Here is a 17,757-nt window from a genome sequence, read left to right on the forward strand (position 1 = left end):
GTCACCGGACACCCCGCGGGATGACCCGGGCCAGCGCGCGCAGGTCCAGCTCCAGCATCCGGAACAGCCGATAGCTCAGCACGAACGCCAGGATGCCACCGACACTGAACACGCGCACCGGATCGATCACCTCGCCCAGTTGGTCGCCGGGCACCAGGGTCGCGCTGGCCACACCCAGCAGCGGCACCGACGCCGCCGCGGCCAGGTAGAAGTTGGCCCGCCCGGCCAGCCGCCACAGCTGCCGCCCGTCCTCGGGCCCGACCGCGCCCGCGACCAGCAGTTGCGGGTACGCCGAACGCACGGCGTACACGGTGACCAGGAAGAACGGATAGGCCAGCGCGATCGCCGCGCAGACCACCTGGGCGGTGTAGAAGTGCAGGAAATTGCGGGCGGGCAGCGCCACGCCGGTGGCCATCACCGCCGTCGGCCAGGCGATCCCGGCCACCAGCCACATACCGAACGGCACCCACACCAGCCGGTCACCCAGCGAGAGCAACTGCCGCCGCGCGACCGCGAGGTCCCGGGCGGGCACCTCGGCCCCGCGCCGCAGGCGTTGGGTCACCACCAGCACACGCCAGGTCAGCAGGGTCATCAGCACCGCCGCGAGCGGAAACGTGATCAAGTTGTTGATCAGTCCGACGGTGGAATACCGCTCCTGGGCCGCCGCCGAGAGCCGGTCGATGATCAGGCTCTCGTTGAGCCGGATGTTGTAGAGGCTGGCCAGCAGGTTCGGCAGCCCCACGCAGGCCCAGACGATCGGCAGCGACCAGCCGCGCGCCCGGTAGCGCAGGCTCGTCGGCGGCGGATCCACGAGGTCGCGGGCGCGGGCGTCCAGGCACAGATCCAGCTGTCCGGCCAACTCGGCGCCGGACTGCCAGCGCAGCCGCGGATCGGGCGCCAGGCAGCGCAGCAGCGTCCGTCGCAGCGTGGCGGGCGTATCGGCGGGCAGCCGCGCCGCGGCGGCCTCGGTGACCCCGGCGAGGCGGCGAGCCACCGACGCTTCGGACCGCTCGGCTTCCTCCCGCGTGTAGTCGAAGGGGCTCGCACCCGCCAGCATTTCCCACAGCAGAACGCCCAAGGCGTAGACATCGGCGCGGGTATCCGGAACGGCGGCGGCTTCCCCCGCGCCACACGACAGCTGCTTGGGCGCCGAGTAGGTCATCGAAACCTGCTGTGCTACACCGATTTCCGTGTGACCACCGGCCGCGAAGTCCGCCAGTTTCGGAATACCCTCGGCGGTGAAGACCACATTGGCGGGCTTGATGTCTCCGTGCACCACGCTGTGGTGACCGGCATAGTCCAGCGCGGCCGCCAACCGGCGGCCCACCCAGGCCACGGTCTCCGGCCACGACAGGGCGGCGATCTCGGCGCGCACGCTCGAATCGGTGGGTCGGATCTCGCCGCGCGCCTCCATCACGGCGTCCACCGACCGCAGCAGCAGCGCACCGCCGTCCGGCTCGGGGGTGGACCGCCGCAGCCGCAACAGGTCGGCGCCGCTGCCGCCGGGCAGGTACTGCATGTACTGCAGCCGCAGTGGCCCGCCGGATATGCCCGAGACCACGCGCTGGTCGAAGACGCGCACGATATACGGGTGATCGAGCTGCGCCACCATCCGGGAATCGTGCGTGCCCACCGCCTCGACCCGCACCGCGACCAGGCGCTGCATCGAATGCTGCCGGGCCAGAAAGACTTTCGCCTCCTCGGTGCCACCGAGCAGGGTCACCAGATCGAAGTCGTCGATGCTGCTGCCCGGCTCGACCTCGACCGCGAGCGTTTCCGTGTCGGCGCGGTACGGAGGCGACTCCGCACGGTCATCGGCGTCGATGCGCTGCGCGAGTTCCGCGGCCAGTTCCGGGTATTCGTCGAGAAAGTCGGCGACCGGGGTGGGGCGGTACCGGTTGCGGAGCGCGAATTCCTCACACACCAGATCCACGAACTGCGGGCTGGCGGCCAATTCGGGAAACTCCTTGCCGTAGTCCGCCATCCGCTTGCCGTGCCGGGTTCTGCGCCACCGCTGCCGCAGGTCGATGCGAACCAGATCGGCGAGCACGGCCACGCGGATCGCACCGCCCTCGGGAACGTACTGTGCGAGCGTCGGCGGTTCGCAGTCCAGCTCGCTCAGCGCGGCTTGCCAGTCGGCGTCGAACCGGGCGACGGCCGTACCGAGACCGAGGCCGCTCAAGGCGCTCCCTCGGCACCGGGATCGCGGCGCGCGGCAGCGGGTTCCGCGATGCGTTCCAGCGCGCGCAGATCCGCCTCCAGCGCCCGGAACAGCACATAGGACACCACGAACGCCACGATCGCACCCACGCACAACACCCGCACGGCGAAGACCACGCGCGGAATATCCTCCGGCGGCAGGAATGTCACCCCGGCGACGGCCAGCAGCGGCACCGACGCCGCGACCGCGAGGTAGCGGGTGCCGCGGCGCCCGAGCAGGCGCAGCCGACCGGCGTCGGCGGCGCTGACATCACCGTGCCGCAGGAACATCGGGTAGATACAGCGCACCATGTAGAAGTTCACCAGGAAGAACGGGTACGCCACCGCGATCGCGCCACACACCAGTACCGACGACAGGAAGTGGATCACCGCGCGCACGCCGACCTCCCCCGTCGCCAGCTGCAGCGCGATCGGAAAGGTGATCGCGGCCAGGCTCCAGAGCGAAAACGCCACCAGCACAGCGCGATCGCCCAGTAGTATCGCATCCGTTCTGGCTCTCGCCAGCTGCTGCGGGTCGTATTCCCGACCCTTGCGCAGCCCGTGGGTGACGGTGATCGGCCGCCACGCCAGATACAGCAGCACCGCCGAACCGGCAGGAAAGAACACCGCGTTCACGATCGCGGTGACGAGCAGGAAGGTGTGCTGCGACGGCGGACTGAGTCGTTCGATGATCAGCGACTGGTTGTGCTCGATGTTGTACAGCGACGCACAGGCATTCGGGATTCCGATGGCCAGCGACATCAGCAGCACCCGCCACGACCGCAGCCGCAGCCGCCAGCTGCCCGGCGGCGGATCGACCAGATCGCGCGCCCGCTCGTCCAAGCACAGCTGCAACTGCTGCGACAGCTCTTCGCCACTCGCCCAGCGCTTTTCACGATCCGGCGCCAGACACGCCAGCAGCACCCGGCGCAGCGCGGCCGGGCAATCCGGGGGAAGCCGCTCCAGGGCCGTGGCGTCGACCCCGGCCCGCCGCCGCTGCAGCATCTGCGCCAGGGTGGTCGCATCGCCGTTCTCGCCCGCCGTGACATCGTCGAAAGGCTTTGCGCCGGTCAGCAATTCCCACAGCACCACGCCGAGTGAGTAGATATCCGCGCGGGTGTCGAGATCATCGGCGGACCGCTGGTAGCCGGGATGACAGGCCTCCAGCTGCTCCGGTGACATATAGGACAGCGACCCGCCGAAGTACGCGACGGGGCTCGCCCCGGCCAGCGTGCGGCTGAAGCTGATGTTGAAGTCGGCCAGCTTGGGCACCGCCTCCGCGGTGAGCAGCACGTTCGCCGGTTTCACGTCGCGATGCAGCACACCCTGCGCATCGGCGTAGGCCAGCGCCTCGGCGAGCCGCCGCCCCAGCCAGGCCACCGTCTCGGGCCACGACAGCGCCGCGATCTCGGCGCGCACGCTGGAGTCGGTGGGCCGGATCTCGCCCTTCTCCTCCATCGCCGCGTCGACGGCGTCCAGCAGCAACTGCCCGGTGCGCTGCGCGGCCGGCGTGGCCCGCACCCAGCGCAGCACGCCGAGCAGCGTGCCGCCGGGCAGAAACTGCATGTACAGCAGGCGAAGTCGGCGCGCTCGCGGGTCGGCGCCCGCGGCGGGATCGAACTCCTCCAGCAGCCGCTGATCGAAGACCCGCACGATGTAGTCGTGGTCGAGCTGGGCCAGCGTCTGCGGCTCGGTGCCGCGGTCGGCGGAGATCTTCACGGCTACCAGCCGCTGCAGGCTGCGCTGGCGGGCCAGGAAAACCCGCGCGAACGCGCCGCTGCCCAGCGCGGTCAGCAGCTCGAAATCGTCTATCCGCTGTCCGATCTCGATGCGGCCGAGGGCGTCGACGCGGGCCCCGGAGCCGGACGGACCGCTCGCCGGGCCGGTGGTCGTGCGGGTCGCCTCCCCCGCCCAGGTGCCCGACGAGTCGAGGGGCGGCATGGTCGCCGTGAGATCGACGCCCGAGCGCCGGGTGCTGTGGTCCTCGTCGTCGGCGTTGAGCAGTTCCCGCAACTGCGACGCCTGATCCGGATACTCCCGCAGGCAGTCGCGCGGATCCACCCGCTCGCCGCTGTGGCGACGGATCACGAACTCCTCGTACACCAGACTGGGCGGAATCGCCTCCGGCGCCAATTCCGGGAATTGCGAACAGTACTCGTGTAGCCGCCTGCCCGCGGGACCCGGATCGGCCGACGGCGACCCCGGCGAGCGGGACAGCCAGCGGTAGCGCATATCGATCCGGATCAGCTCGAGCAGGGCGTCCAGCCGCAGCGTCCGCGCGTCGGGCAGGTAGTCGCCGATCTCCGGCGGGCGGGCGCCGGACTCCCACGCCGCGGCGAAGGCTGTGACGGCGCCGAATTCGATTCCGGCCGTTGGCCGCCCGAACCCCCCACCGAAGCCGGAAGTGTCACTCATATCCGCACCCATCGAACCGGACCTGTCGGATCAGCCACGGACCGAAATCCGCACTGGTCGGTTGGCGGTAGGGCGGATAGAATCCGCCACACCCGAGAACCATCATCCCCCGAGCGTTTCCTCGAAATGATAATTTGCGCGTCAACACGCAACCACCCCATTTCGACCACGACGCGACGGGGGCAGCAGCATGCACGACGAGGGCACCGCGCTTGCGGACGGCATTTCACCAGCGGATATCCCGGAGGTACCGGTGGGCGCGAACGATTCGGTCGGCGCGACCTCCCCACAGGAGCCGGAGGCCACGCCGGAGCCGACCACGGCCACCGCCATCGCGGCGGCGGTGCGCGACGGCGCCGCGCGGCCCGAGCAGATCCTCGACTCGGCCCTGGAGCGCATCCGCACCGGTAATCCGAAAGTGAATGCTTTCAGTCTCGTTCGCACCGAACGGGCCCGCCAGGAGGCGCGGGCGCTGGCCGACCGTCCGGACCTCGAGGCCCTGCCGCTGGCGGGCGTGCCGATCGCGATCAAGAACAACATCGATGTCGCGGGCGAGGTGACGCTCGCGGGTTCGGCGGCCGGCGCCGGGCAGCCCGCCCGCTCCGATCATCCGGTGGTGCGGAGGCTGCGCGCGGCGGGCGCGGTGGTCGTCGGGCTCACCGAGATGCCCGAGTTCGGACTGTGGGGCGCGACCGACACCCCGGAGCGAATCACGCGCTCGCCCTGGAACATTCGCTACAGCGCGGGCGGGTCGTCGGGCGGCTCGGGCGCCGCGGTGGGCGCCGGGCTCGTGCCCGTGGCGCACGGCAACGACGGCCTGGGCTCGGTCCGGATCCCGGCGGCCTGCTGCGGTGTGGTGGGCATCAAGCCGGGCCGCGGCGTCGTGCCCGCCGAGGTCGGCCTCGACTCCTGGGGCGGCATGACCGAGAACGGCGTGCTGGCGACGACGGTCGCCGACGCCGCGCTGGTGCTGTCGGTGCTGGCGAATCGGCCCGCGCTGGCCGATCTGGACCCGCCCGCCCCGTTGCGCATCGGCCTGGACGTCGCCGCGCTCTCCCCGCTGCTGCGCGTGGACCGCCGCTGGTCGGGCGCGGCCCGCACGGCCGCTCAGACCGCCGTCGCGGCCGGGCACACCATGACGGAGGCGCACCTGCCGTACGCGGGCGTGCTCGCGGCCCTGGCGCTGCGCTGGCTGGCCAACCCCGTGCGCGAGGCCGCCGCGGTGCCGCGTCCGGAGCGACTACAGGCGCGCTCCCGGCGGCATGTGGCCCTGGGCCGCGCGGTGCTGCGCTCCGGGCTCGTCCGCCCGGCGCAGATCGATCGCATCGAGACCCGGCTGCTGGACTTCTTCGATCACCACGACGTCGTGATCACCCCGACCCTGGCCGCACCGCCGCCGCGGGCGAAGGACTGGCATCGCAGGGGCTGGCTGGCCAACGTCCGCGCCAGCGCGCGGTACGCGCCGTTCACCGCGCTGTGGAATCTGGTCGGCTGGCCCGCCCTCAGCATCCCGATGGGCATTCATCCGCGCACCGGAACGCCGCTGGCCGCACAGCTCGCCGGGCCGCCCGGCAGCGAATCCACGCTGCTGCGGCTGGCCGCACAGCTCGAGGCCGCGCACCCCTGGCGGAGGACGGCCGGAGGTCAGTCCTGAGTCGGCTCGGGGGTGCCGAAACCTCCGGCGAGGACCCGGTTGGCGAAATCGAGGATGGTCGGGCGATCATCGTCGGCCCGCCACGCCACGGCCAGTTCACACGGCGCCAGGCCCGTCACCGGGCGCGCGGTCAGTCCGGGCCACCGGTACATCGGGACGTTGTTCTCCGCCAGCAGGCAGACGCCCAGCCCGAGGCTGACCGCCTCCAGGCGCTCCTCGGCCGTCGCGGCCTCGCCGCCGACCTTCGGCTGCCGGGCGCCGCGCGCGTCGTTGCCGAGCCAGAAGTCCCGGGCGGCCCCGGCCTCCGGCGGCATCGCGATGAACGGCTCGTCGGCCAGATCGGCGAATTCGACGCCCTCCCGCTCGGCCAGGGCATGGTTCTCCGGCAGCAGCACCCAGCGTGGCTCGGTGCGCAGCACCTGCCAGCGGTAACGCCCGGCATCGGGCACGGGTAGCCACATCAGCGCCAGATCGGCCTGACGCCCGGCGAGCCCGCTGGACGGGTCGGTCCACGACGCCGAGTGCAGGGCGAGCCGGTGCCCGCTGGCACTCTCCAGATCGGCGATCAGGCCGCGGCCGATCGAACTCTGGATACCCACCCGCAGCACCTCGCCCGCCTCCTGCAGGGCGACGTTGGTGACCTCCCACAGCTCCAGGATCTTGCGCGCACCCTCGAGCAGTTCCTTACCGGCCACGGTCAGCGCGACGCTGCGCTGGTTCCGGTCGAACAACACCACGTCGAGCTGGCGCTCGAGCTGGCGGATCTGCCGCGAGAGGGTGGGTTGAGCGATGTGCAGCCGCTGAGCGGCATTGGTGAAGTGCAGTTCCTCAGCGACGGCGACGAAATACCGCAAGTCGCGCAAATGCGGGTCCATAGCCCCTTGCTATCAGAATCGGTCTTGGAAATCCAGCCGGATCAGACCTCCGAGTATGAAAGGAGGCCAAGAAACAGCCATCAGGTTTGTTACTGACAGCATATTGCCTTGGGGAAATGGATGCACAACCGCCTCCGCGAACACCCAGCCAATCCGCCGTCCAGCGGACCACCCGGCGATAAGATCACTCGACCAGCAGTAATCCCGGCCACGATGACACCTGGACGCGACAATCGCCGCCGCACGCACAGCCCGTGGCCGACTCAGCAACCTCCGGACGAAGCGGACATGCAGGCACCCTGCCCAAACAGTGACATTGCTCACAATCACACGGAACAGCCGAACGGGCTCCGAGAAAGTGCACGGAGACAACGGAGTTCAGCGGCCCACCGAGACAGCCGTGCCGAACGCTCAGGCGCTGTACACCTTCGGATCCAGCGTCCCGATATACGGCACGTCGCGATACCGCTCGGCGTAGTCCAGCCCGTAGCCCACGACGAACTCGTCGGGGATATCGAACCCCACGTGCGCCACGTCGACCTGCGTCCGCAGCGCGTCGGGCTTGCGCAGCAGCGTCACCACCTCGAGCGAGGCCGGGTTGCGGCTGGAGAGATTGCGCTTGAGCCAGGACAGAGTGAGCCCGGAGTCGATGATGTCCTCGACGATGAGCACGTTGCGCCCGGCGATGTCCTTGTCCAGGTCCTTGAGGATGCGCACCACGCCGGAGGAGGACGTCGAGGAGCCGTAGGAGGAGACGGCCATGAACTCCATCTGGGTCGGAATGGGCAGCGCTTGGGCGAGGTCGGTCATGAAGAAGATCGCCCCCTTCAGCACGCCCACCAGCAGCAGGTCACCCTCGGGAGCTCCGGCGGGATACCGCTTGGCGATCAGTTCGGCCAGTTCGTCGACCTTCGCCTTGATCTGTTCCTCGGTGATCAGCACCGACGCGATGTCGTCCCCGTACACGTGCGCTGGTTTCCCTTCGCTGAAGTCCGATGGCGGCGTCGGTGGCACCGGATCATTATCGTGCAAACGCCAGGGTCAGCTTCCCATGTTCGCGCGTGGCAACCAACCGGGTCCCCGGCTTTCCGCCGCCGACGGCGACTCCGCCCTGCCCGCGCCACTCCGTCACCAGCGCATCGACGGCCCGTAAATTCTTGTCGGTCAACGCTTTTGCGCCCCCGGCGAGCAGCCACCGCCGAAGGGCGCGGCGGCGCAGCGCCGCGGGCGCAGTGGCGAGCGTCTCGACGGACAGAGACGGACCATCACTCGCGTCGGTCAGCAACTGCTCGGCAAGCGAATCGAGCACCGCGCTGTCGTCGCGCAGCTGCTCGGCCGTGCGGCCCAGCGCGGCCGCCACCCCGCCGCCGAGAACCTCCTCCAGCAGCGGCAGCACCTCCGTGCGTAATCGCACCCGGGTGAATTCGGGCGCGTAGTTGTGCGGGTCGTCGTGTGGGCGCACCCCCAGTTCCGCGCACAGCCGCCGTGTCGTCCCCCGGCGCACCCCGAGCAGCGGCCGCCCCCACGGATCGGCGAATTCGGCCATGCCCTGAATCGAGCGCGCGCCGGAGCCGCGGGCCAGTCCCAGCAGTACGGTTTCGGCCTGATCGTCGAGGGTGTGGCCGAGCAGCACGGGCAGGCCCGCGCGGGCGCCGTCGAGCGCGGCGTAGCGGGCCCGCCGCGCCGCCGCCTCCGGTCCGCCGTCGCCGGTCACCTCGACCGCGAGTACCCGGGCGGAGCGGCAGCCCAGCGATTCGGCGACGGCGGCGGCCGCGGCGGCGGTCCGATCCGAATCCGCCTGCAGGCCGTGATCGACGATCAGGGCATCGACCACCTGGGCCTCGGCGACCGCGGCGGCGGTCAGGGCCACCGAGTCGGCGCCGCCGGACAATGCCACGGCTACCACGCCGGTCGTCGAATACCGGGCCAGCCAGTCCCGCACCGCGTGCCGCAGTTCCAGTGCCGCCGGGGTTTCCGGGAGCGGCTCCGGCCCCGGTGTCGTCTCGCGCCGCGACGGTCGGCCCAGCGCGGTCGATGTCGTCGGGTCGCCGGGTGAGCGGATCGATCGGGACTCGCCCGGCATCGGATCCATGGTCAGCCCAGCACCCGGGTGATCCAGCGCTGGGGATCGGCGATCTCGTCGGTGCGGGGCAGGGTTTCGGCGTCGGTCCACACCGTGTTGAACCGCCGCATACCGACCGTGCCCACGACCTCGTCGACGAACGCCTTGCCGCGCACGTACTGGGCCACCTTGGCATCCACCCCGAGCAGCGCCCGCAGCAGCCGCTGCAGCGGATTCGCGGGGCGGCGACGGCGCTGGTCGAAGGCCTGCCGGATCTGCACGACCGAGGGGATCACCGCGGGACCGGCCGCATCCATCACATGGTCGGCATGGCCCTCGAGCAGGGTGCCGAGCATGAGCAGGCGGTCCAGCGCCTCGCGCTGCGGCGGCGGCTGGGTCGCCCGCAGCAGGCCCAGGACGCCGCGGTTGGCGGGATCGTCGCCGGTGTCCGGTGTGCCGCGGCGGCGCTCGCGCACCTCCTCCAGCAGCCGGGACAGCATCTCGTCGAGCGGTTCGTCGCCGACCTCGCCGAGCACCTCCACGTTGCGCTTCATGTAGTCGGCCAGCCACGGCGCCGAGGAGAACTGCACCCGGTGCGTCACCTCGTGCAGGCAGACCCAGAGCCGGAAGTCGGCGGGCGAAACCCCCAGCGCCCGCTCCACGGCGACGATATTGGGCGCCACCAGCAGCAGGGTGCCGTCGGGGCCGCTGAACGGGTCGTACTGGCCGAGGATCGCCGTGGACAGGAAGGCCAGCATCGCGCCCGCCTGCACACCCGCCGGTTTACCGGCGAAGCGGCTGCGCTCGCCCGCGGGGCCTCCGGTGAGTTCCGCCATCGAATCGGCGGCCGCGCGGATCCAGCCGGGCCGGTCGACCACGCGCGCGGCGGGCACGGGCCGGTCGTCGGTCAGCAGGCTGATCTCCCGCACGGGGGCTTCGGCGCGCGCGGAGTCGGCGGCCAGTTCCTCGACGACCTGCTCGGCGGAGTAGCGCGTGGTTCGGGGTCCCGCCGGGACCAGCGCGGATCCGGTGCGGGCGGCCAGCCGCCAGTCGATCGCTCCGGCCAGCGCGGGACGGCGGGGCTTATGGGTCAGCTGACCGGTCGCGACGTCGACCACCAGCTGTTCGGAACGTTTGGGGACGCCCGCCCGGTCGTCTCGGGCCGCATCACCGGTGCCGGTCATAGTCATCCACCCGTCAGGAGCATCCACAGTTGCGCAGTGCGGCGGCGATGGCGTCCAATGCCGGTCGGCTCGCCTCCGGAGGCCGATCGTTCGACATCAGCGCGAAGGTCAGCACCCGGCCATCGCTGTCCAGCACATACCCTGCCAACGCGCTCGATACCGACAGAGTTCCGGTTTTCGCCCGGACCCATCCCGCGCCGCCGTGGTCGCGCCGGGTGACGAACCGGTAGGCCAGTGAGCCGGTACCCGCCGCGACCGGGAGATAGTCCAGCAGCGGGGCCAGCGGCGAACCGGTCGCGGCCGATCCTGCGGTGTTGACCGCCGACGACGCGCCCGGCTGCTGTCCGGGCTGCGGGGCGGCCGCCTCCACCAGAATCCGGTCGAGCAGGCGCGCGGGCGTCCGGTCGTCGGTAGACAGCCCGCTGTTGTCGAGCATGGTCGTCCCGGTGGTGTCGAATCCGGCGGCGTTCAGCGCCGTCATCATGGCCGCGGCGGCGCCCGCGAAGGACTGCTCGTTCCCCGTGGCGGTCGCGATTTCCCGGCCGATCGTCTCGGCCAGCACGTCGTCGGAGTGGATCATCATCTCGCGCAGGCGATCCCGCATGGGCGCCGACTGCACCTGCGCGACCTCCGGCGCTCCCGGCGCGGCCCGGCCCAGCCGCACCTTGGCCGGATCGAGGCCCAGCTCCACGGCGAGGCGACGACCGGCGTCCAGCGCGGGAGTCGGTGTGCGCGGCGAATATTCGACCAGCGGATCCTTCCGGCCGCCATCGATCATCACCGGCTCGATCGGCGCCCAGGAACCGCCCTCGATATCGGCCGGATCCCACCCCGAGGGCCAGGCCGGACCGGTGTAGACCGAGGTGTCCACCACGATGGTGTCGGCGGTGCGGCCGGACGCGCGCACCTGTGTCACCAGATCGGACAGCCGCGGACCGTTCTCGTAGTACCCCTTGCCGTCGGCCTGCGCGGTCAGCGTCGGATCGCCACCCGCGACCAGCACCAACTCGTTCGGGTTCGTCCCGGCGACCACCTTCGTCGTCACGCGCTCGTCGGGCGGCAACACCAGCAGGGCCGCGGCGGCGGTCAGCACCTTCGCGGTGGACGCCGGGATGACGGGCTTGCCGGGGTCGACGCCCCACAGCACGGCGCGGCTGTCCGGATCGCTCACCGACGCGGTGAACGCGCCGAGATCGGGGTTCGCGGCCGCCGGGCCGAGTGCGGCCGCCAGCCCCTGCGGGCTGGGTTCGGGCGCGTTCGACGAGGCCGGGGACAGTTGCGGGAACGGTTTCACGGGCGCGGGCGGGGCAGCGATCCGCAGGCCGCCGTGCCGGAACTCCGCGGTCCACGGCCGCACGACGATCAGCACCGCGGCGACGGCCACCACCACGACGACCAGACCGGTGAGCACCCCGATCCACATATTGCGCCGCCGCCGGGCGGCCAGCCCGCCGATGTTCCTGCTACCTCGACCTACCACGTGACCGCAGTCTCCCTAAATCACCTGTGACAGGGCCGCATCGCGCGTATTTCACGGGGCCCCGGTCCCTGCCGCACCCATGTGCCCGTCGACCACACTATCCTCACCTGGCTGGCGTTCCCCCGAACAAGCTGGCGAGTCGCCACCAAGCACAGAGGCACCAGACGAAGGAGATGACGTGGAGTTCGACGCCACCATCGAGATCCCCAAGGGTCAGCGCAACAAGTACGAGGTCGACCACGAGACCGGGCGGGTGCGGCTGGACCGCTACCTCTACACCCCGATGGTCTACCCGGCCGACTACGGCTACATCGAGAACAGCCTGGGCTCCGACGGCGACCCGCTGGACGTCCTGGTGCTGCTCCCGGAATCGGTGTTCCCGGGCGTCATCGTGGAGGCCCGCCCGGTGGGCGTGCTGCTGATGAGCGACGAGGCCGGCGGCGACGAGAAGATCATCGCGGTCCCCGCGGGCGACAAGCGCTGGGACCACATCCAGGATGTCGCCGATGTCCCGGAGTTCGAGCGCAAGGCCATCGAGCACTTCTTCGAGCACTACAAGGACCTGGAGCCGGGCAAGTGGGTCAAGGTCGAGGGCTGGGACGGCCGGGCCAAGGCCGAGACCCTGGTCGACGAGGCCTTCGCGCGGCTGAAGGAGCAGGGCGGGCACTGAACGGCGAACGCCCGGTGGGAGATTCGGTTTGCGAGGCGAATCTCCCACCGGGCGTTGCGATCGCGTCCGCACGCCGCGGACGCCACCGCCGACCCCCCGAACGACGATGCCGCACCGCACGGCATGCGGACGCAACGGAATCCGCTCCTCCCGCCGCGAGACCCGAAGCCGCGCGGCCGAATTCCGTGCCTGGAACGCTAACCGGGCGACACCTCGTCGCGCATCCCGCAAGCCACCCCATTTCGCCAGCTCACCGCGATGAGTGAGGCGGAAATGATGAAAAAATGACGCGTCTTGGGACGGGCGAGTCAACTGAACAGCACTCCGGGCGAGAGACACAGAGCTTCAACTGAACAGCACACCGAGCGAGAGACACAGAGTCTCAACTGAACAGCACACCGAGCGAGAGACACAGAGTCTCAACTGAACAGCACACCGAGCGAGAGACACAGAGTCTCAACTGAACAGCATTCCGGCGGAGCTTGCGGAGCCGGAACGCTCGGCGAGCACCGCGTCCAGATGTTCGCGCAGGATCTCCGCCACCGGCGCCTCCAGTTCCGCGTCGACCCGCTCGTGCACCAGGGCGGTTTCCTCCAGCTGTATCACGATCTCGGCCGTGCGGCGCAGCACCCGCCGGGCGTCGTCGATGCGGCCGAGACCCCGCAGCACCAGCCCGTGCATCAACATGGCCCGGCCGCGGTGCAGCGGTCCCGCCGCGCGGGTGACGTTCTCCACGGCCTCGGCCGCGATCGGCTCCGCCTGTTCGAGCCGCCCGGCCAGCATGTAGACATGCGCCAGCCGGGCCAGGGCGAAGCCCACGCGCAGTCGCATCCCGCTGCGGCGCGCCGATTCCACCGCGCGCGTACACAATTCGATCGCCCGGTCGTGCTCGCCCCGGAAGGCGAGCGCGGCGCCGAGTTCGTGCAGCGCCATCCCCTCCAGCGCCGAATTGCCGATCTGCTGCGCCAGATCCCGCCCGCGCTCGGCGCGTTCGACGGCTTCCTCGATGCGTCCGGCGTCCGACAGCGTCTTGGCGGCGTGGATGAGGCAGGCGCATTCGGTCGCCGGGTCGCCGACCCGCCGCGCCAGCCGGATGGCCCGGTCGGCGTGCGCGAGCGACGCGGCCGCCTCCACACCCATCCGGGTGGAGCTGGCCAGCAACTGCGCCGCGAACGCCGTCAGCCGGGCGTTACCCGCCGAATCGCTGCCCAGCGACAGCGCGATGCGCTGATGATCGCGCCCGGTCCGCATGCGTGCCAGCGCGTAGGTGAGCACAGAGCCGAGCGCCACCCGCACCCGACACTCCAGCCCGCGGTCACCGGCCCGCAGCGCCGCCTCCAGCAGGTCTTCCAGGGCCCGGGCCAGTTCCTGGGCGTTCGGCCCGCCGTCGATCAGTTCCGCCATGGCCCAGGCCAGATCCGCGCCGAGCGCCAGGACCAGGCCGTCCAGCCGGGCCGCCTGCCGCAGCAGCGCGACCAGATTGCGCCGCTCGGCATTGAGCCAGGATTGCGCGTCGGCGCCGCCGGCGAACGACATGCCTTGCGCCCGTGTCATTTTCAGGTACTCCGGCAGCCGGGTACCGGGATTGCACACCGACACAACGTTTTTCATGGTGGCAAGGTAGAAGTCGAGCAGCCGCGGCAGCGCGTCGAACTCGTCGACCGGCTCCAATTCGCGCGCGAACAACCGCAGCAGGTCGTGATAGGTGTAGCGGCCGACGGCGGTGGAGTCGAGCAGGCTCAGATCCACCAGTGACTCGCACAGGAACTCGGCCTCGTCACGGTCGAGCCCCAGCACCGCGGCGGCGCCGGCGAGCGGCAGATCCTCCACGTCCGGCGCCGCGAGCATGCGAAAAGCCTTGGCCTGCGCCGGTTCCAGCTGGTCGTAGCCGAGCCGGAAGACCGGGCCGACACCGAGATCGCCGGTGCGCAGCAGCCCCAGCCGCTGGTGGGAGTCCGCCAGCCGCTCGGCGACCGCGGCGATGGTCCAGCGCGGCCGACCGGCCAGCCGCGCCCCGATGATCCGCACCGCCAGTGGCAACCGGCCGCAGGCGCGCACGACCGCGGCGGCGGCCTCGGGCTCCGCATCGACCCGATCGGCCCCGACGATGCGGCCCAGTAGATCCAGCGCCTCCTCCGCGGACATCTCGTCGAGCCGGACACCGGCCGCGGCGGTCAGTTCGGGCAGGCCGGACCGGCTGGTGATCAGTACCGCCGATCCGGAGGTGCCCGGTATCAGCGGGACCACCTGCTCGGCATCGCGGGCATTGTCGAGCACCACCAACACCCGCTTGCCGTCGAGCCGACTGCGGAACTGGGCCGCCCGCTGCTGCGCGGTCGAGGCGATCTCGCCCTCCGGAACCCCCAGCGCGCGCAGGAAATCGCCCAGGGTGTCGGCGGCGGAGGTGCGGCGTTCGAACCCGTGCAGGTCGACATGCAGCTGCCCGTCCGGAAAATGCCCGCGGACCAGGTGCGCGACGTGCACGGCGAGGGTGCTCTTGCCGACCCCGCCCATGCCCGCGATGGCGCAGACCGGCACCCCGCCACCGTCGCTGGTGAGCCGGTCGACCAGGCGGCGCACGCAGTCGGCGCGGCCGGTGAAGTCGGCGATGTCGGCGGGCAGTTGCGCGGCCCGCACCCGTTCGGCCGTCACCGCGGCGGGGCGCGGCGGGACCACCTCGGCCCGCAGGATCCGCTGATGCAGATCGGTCAGGCGGGGACCGGGCTCGAGCCCCAGCAGTTCGACCAGGGTGTGGCGGGTATCGGCGAACACCTCGAGCGCCTCGGCCTGGCGGCCCGCGTGATAGAGCGCGGTCATCAGCAGTTCGCGGGCCTTCTCCCGCAGCGGATGTTCGGCGGCCAGCGACCGCAACTCCGTGATCGCCTCGGCGTGGCGACCCAGCCGCAGATCCACCTCGAGCCGCTGCTCCAGCAGACTCAGGCGACGTTCGCCGAGCTGGGCCCGTAGCCGCTCGGCATGCGGGCCGGGCAGTCCGGCCAGCGGCGTTCCGGCCCACAGCGCCAGCGCGCTCTGCAACCGTTCCCGCGCCAGGTCGGCGGCGCCAGCGCGCTCGGCCTCGGTCGCGTACTGCTCGGCCAGTTCGACGTCGACCGCGGCCGGGGGCAGCCGCAGCGCGTAGCCACCGGCGAACCCGACGAGGACCGTGGGCGCCCCGCCTACGGCCCGATCCGGTTCGAGCGTCTTGCGCAGATGCAGGATGTGATTGCGCAGCGCCCCGACCGCGCTCGCGGTGGCCCGCTCGCCCCACACGTCGGCGACCAGATCACCGACCGTCGCCGAGCGCCCGCGCCGCAGCAGCAGTGCCGCGAGCACGGCGCGGCGCTGCTTGGGCCCGAGATCCAACTGGTTCTCGCCGCGCCAAGCACGCACCTCACCCAGCACGGCAAACTTCAGCATCGGTCCTGTCCGAAACACGCGATCGTTGTGCAGTGACGGTAGACGATCGGTCCGACCAGGAATACGGGAAGTGGGCGCACATCACAAAAGATGACGCGTCACACCGCTACCGGCCCTTGAACTCCGGCGATCGCTTCTCGAACACCGCCTGGATGGCCTCGGTGAGGTCCTCCGACGGCAGGAACGCGGCATTCCACGCCGAGACGTAGCGCAGCCCGTCGGCGACCCGGCCCGCCTTCGGCTGTTCGAGCACGTCCTTGATGCCCTGCACCACCAGCGGCGGATTCGCGGCGATCTCGCGGGCCAGCTCGTGCGCGGCGGCGAGCACCGCGTCCTGATCCGGATGCACGTCGTTGACCAGGCCGATCTTCTCCGCCCGCGCGGCGTCGATGTCCTTGCCGGTGTAGGCGAGTTCGCGCAGGTGGCCCTCGCCGATGACGCCGGGCAGCCGATGCAGCGAGCCCACGTCGGCGACGATCGCCACCTTGGCCTCCCGCAGGCTGAAGGTGGCCTCGGCGCTGGCCAGCCGAATATCCGCGGCGGCGATCAGATCCAGTCCGCCGCCGACGCACCAGCCGGAGATCGCCGCGACGACCGGTTTGCGGCACTCCGCGACGGCGGTCACCGCCGCCTGCAGGCGGCGAATATCGTTCAGGAAGGCGGTGCGCGGCGCCGCCAGGGCCTTGTCTGCCAGCAGCGGACCGAACAGCGGACTCATCGCCTGCAGGTCGAGGCCGTAGGAGAAATGCTTGCCCGCGCCGGTGAGCACGATCGCGCGCACCTCGGGATCGGCATCGAGTTCGCCGAAGACCAGCGGCAGCTCCCGCCAGAAGTCCGGCCCCATGGCGTTGCCCTTGCCCGGGCCGATCAGCGTTACCTGCGCGATATGGTCCTTGCTCTCGACTGTGAAAGCCTTCCAATCGGTCATTCGCCCAGCGTAGCGGCCCTGCCCGCGGCGTGACCACGAGCCCGGCGGCATGTAACACCTGTGCTAAATCTGCTGTGGTGCAGTGATTTACGTATGGGTCGCGGGTCATGATGAATGCATCAGGATCGCCGCCCCCGGCTCTCGGAGGCCACCATGTTGATGCACAAGGGCATCGGCCTGGATCATTTCAATATGCTCTCGCGCAGGCGCGCGGTGCACGCCCTGTACGAATGCTGCTGCAGCGTCACGTGGGCGGAGAAGATCGCCGATCAGCGCCCCTATCCCGACCGGGCCGCGTTGTTCGCGGCCGCGGACGCCGAACTGCTGGCGCTGTCCCGCGACGATCTGGACCGCATCTGCGATTCCGGTGCGCACCAGCAGGTTCCGGATCGATCGACGCCGGAACTGGCGCGGCTCACCCGCGAGCGTATCGATCGCATGCTCGGCCTGGACAGCGGCTATCCCACCTTCTGAGTTCGCGCCCGACCGCATCGCTCCGGCACCCGGACTCAGGAGACCGGCTCGGGCCTCGCCGACCACATCGCCCCCGCCGGGCACCGGCCCGGCACACGCACCTCGCCGACCACGTCCCCCCACCAGGGGCCGGCCCGGCACACGTACCTCAAAGTCCACGTCGCCCCCGCCAGGGACCGGCCCGGCACACGCACCTCGCCAACCACGTCGCCCCCGCCAGGGACCGGCCGGGCTTACCTACCTCGCCGACCACCGTGCCCGGAATACTCCCGGCCCGGGAGACGTAGGTTGGGGGTGTGAGCGAGTTCGGGAAGCGACCATCGGCACAGCGCGCCGCGCCTCCGGCGGGCCCGGACGAGGTGCCCGACGACCTGAGCGGGATCACCGCGACCCAGTACC

At 70.9% G+C, this 17,757-nt stretch carries 12 protein-coding genes; 3 read left to right on the forward strand and 9 right to left on the reverse strand.

Features of this window, described 5'->3' with window-relative positions; translation table 11 throughout:
- Position 1: 1 nt before the first annotated feature.
- Both ACYVLQ_RS23055 and ACYVLQ_RS23060 read right to left on the reverse strand, forming a co-directional pair.
- Positions 2-2,182: a serine/threonine-protein kinase gene (locus tag ACYVLQ_RS23055; protein ID WP_460699564.1), complete on the reverse strand. Its 2,181-nt coding sequence runs from the start codon at positions 2,180-2,182 to the stop codon at positions 2-4.
- A complete protein-coding gene (locus ACYVLQ_RS23060) occupies positions 2,179-4,614 on the reverse strand; it encodes a serine/threonine-protein kinase (RefSeq protein ID WP_460699565.1) in 2,436 nt (811 codons plus the stop codon). Before ACYVLQ_RS23060 ends, ACYVLQ_RS23055 begins: the two co-directional genes overlap by 4 nt.
- 253 nt (positions 4,615-4,867) lie before the next feature.
- On the opposite strand from ACYVLQ_RS23060, the gene ACYVLQ_RS23065 reads away from it, so the two are divergent.
- Positions 4,868-6,268 carry an amidase gene (locus ACYVLQ_RS23065; protein ID WP_460699566.1) on the forward strand — a complete coding sequence of 467 codons (1,401 nt, stop codon included), beginning with the start codon at positions 4,868-4,870 and terminating at the stop codon, positions 6,266-6,268.
- Here the strand turns inward: ACYVLQ_RS23065 and ACYVLQ_RS23070 are convergent.
- From ACYVLQ_RS23070 to dacB, 5 genes are all read right to left on the reverse strand, one after another.
- The gene (locus tag ACYVLQ_RS23070) at positions 6,259-7,143 is read right to left on the reverse strand and encodes a LysR family transcriptional regulator (RefSeq protein ID WP_460699567.1); all 885 of its coding nucleotides are present in this window, start codon (positions 7,141-7,143) and stop codon (positions 6,259-6,261) included. The two genes, ACYVLQ_RS23065 and ACYVLQ_RS23070, sit on opposite strands and share 10 nt — an antisense overlap.
- Positions 7,144-7,554: 411 nt before the next feature.
- A complete protein-coding gene (gene hpt, locus ACYVLQ_RS23075; RefSeq protein WP_460699568.1) occupies positions 7,555-8,109 on the reverse strand; it encodes a hypoxanthine phosphoribosyltransferase in 555 nt (184 codons plus the stop codon).
- A 55-nt stretch (positions 8,110-8,164) separates the two neighbouring features.
- Positions 8,165-9,226 carry a tRNA lysidine(34) synthetase TilS gene (tilS, locus tag ACYVLQ_RS23080; protein ID WP_460699569.1) on the reverse strand — a complete coding sequence of 354 codons (1,062 nt, stop codon included), beginning with the start codon at positions 9,224-9,226 and terminating at the stop codon, positions 8,165-8,167.
- An 11-nt stretch (positions 9,227-9,237) separates the two neighbouring features.
- Positions 9,238-10,389 (reverse strand): zinc-dependent metalloprotease, encoded by a 1,152-nt coding sequence (locus tag ACYVLQ_RS23085; protein WP_460699570.1) that lies wholly within the window; start codon positions 10,387-10,389, stop codon positions 9,238-9,240.
- 13 nt (positions 10,390-10,402) lie between these two features.
- Complete coding sequence (dacB, locus tag ACYVLQ_RS23090) at positions 10,403-11,812, reverse strand: D-alanyl-D-alanine carboxypeptidase/D-alanyl-D-alanine endopeptidase (protein WP_460699621.1); 1,410 nt, start codon at positions 11,810-11,812, stop codon at positions 10,403-10,405.
- Positions 11,813-12,047: 235 nt separating this feature from the next.
- On the opposite strand from dacB, the gene ppa reads away from it, so the two are divergent.
- On the forward strand, positions 12,048-12,539 hold the full coding sequence (gene ppa, locus ACYVLQ_RS23095; RefSeq protein ID WP_068022233.1) for an inorganic diphosphatase: 492 nt from the start codon (positions 12,048-12,050) through the stop codon (positions 12,537-12,539).
- A gap of 456 nt (positions 12,540-12,995) precedes the next feature.
- Here ppa and ACYVLQ_RS23100 read toward each other — a convergent pair whose 3' ends face one another.
- Positions 12,996-15,956 carry an AfsR/SARP family transcriptional regulator gene (locus ACYVLQ_RS23100; protein ID WP_460699571.1) on the reverse strand — a complete coding sequence of 987 codons (2,961 nt, stop codon included), beginning with the start codon at positions 15,954-15,956 and terminating at the stop codon, positions 12,996-12,998.
- 106 nt (positions 15,957-16,062) lie between these two features.
- The gene (locus ACYVLQ_RS23105) at positions 16,063-16,884 is read right to left on the reverse strand and encodes a crotonase/enoyl-CoA hydratase family protein (RefSeq protein WP_460699572.1); all 822 of its coding nucleotides are present in this window, start codon (positions 16,882-16,884) and stop codon (positions 16,063-16,065) included.
- Positions 16,885-17,037: 153 nt separating this feature from the next.
- On the opposite strand from ACYVLQ_RS23105, the gene ACYVLQ_RS23110 reads away from it, so the two are divergent.
- Positions 17,038-17,358 (forward strand): 2-oxo-4-hydroxy-4-carboxy-5-ureidoimidazoline decarboxylase, encoded by a 321-nt coding sequence (locus ACYVLQ_RS23110; protein WP_460699573.1) that lies wholly within the window; start codon positions 17,038-17,040, stop codon positions 17,356-17,358.
- Positions 17,359-17,757: the final 399 nt, after the last annotated feature.

Source organism: Nocardia thraciensis (assembly GCF_054782435.1).

Bases quoted from the DNA above. Each gene is read 5' to 3' on its own strand.
- ACYVLQ_RS23060 (WP_460699565.1), bottom strand. From the start codon at position 4,614: ATGAGTGACACTTCCGGCTTCGGTGGGGGGTTCGGGCGGCCAACGGCC.
- ACYVLQ_RS23070 (WP_460699567.1), bottom strand. From the start codon at position 7,143: ATGGACCCGCATTTGCGCGACTTGCGGTATTTCGTCGCCGTCGCTGAG.
- tilS (WP_460699569.1), bottom strand. From the start codon at position 9,226: ATGCCGGGCGAGTCCCGATCGATCCGCTCACCCGGCGACCCGACGACA.
- ACYVLQ_RS23085 (WP_460699570.1), bottom strand. From the start codon at position 10,389: ATGACCGGCACCGGTGATGCGGCCCGAGACGACCGGGCGGGCGTCCCC.
- dacB (WP_460699621.1), bottom strand. From the start codon at position 11,812: ATGTGGATCGGGGTGCTCACCGGTCTGGTCGTCGTGGTGGTGGCCGTC.
- ACYVLQ_RS23100 (WP_460699571.1), bottom strand. From the start codon at position 15,956: ATGCTGAAGTTTGCCGTGCTGGGTGAGGTGCGTGCTTGGCGCGGCGAG.
- ACYVLQ_RS23105 (WP_460699572.1), bottom strand. From the start codon at position 16,884: ATGACCGATTGGAAGGCTTTCACAGTCGAGAGCAAGGACCATATCGCG.
- ACYVLQ_RS23110 (WP_460699573.1), top strand. From the start codon at position 17,038: ATGTTGATGCACAAGGGCATCGGCCTGGATCATTTCAATATGCTCTCG.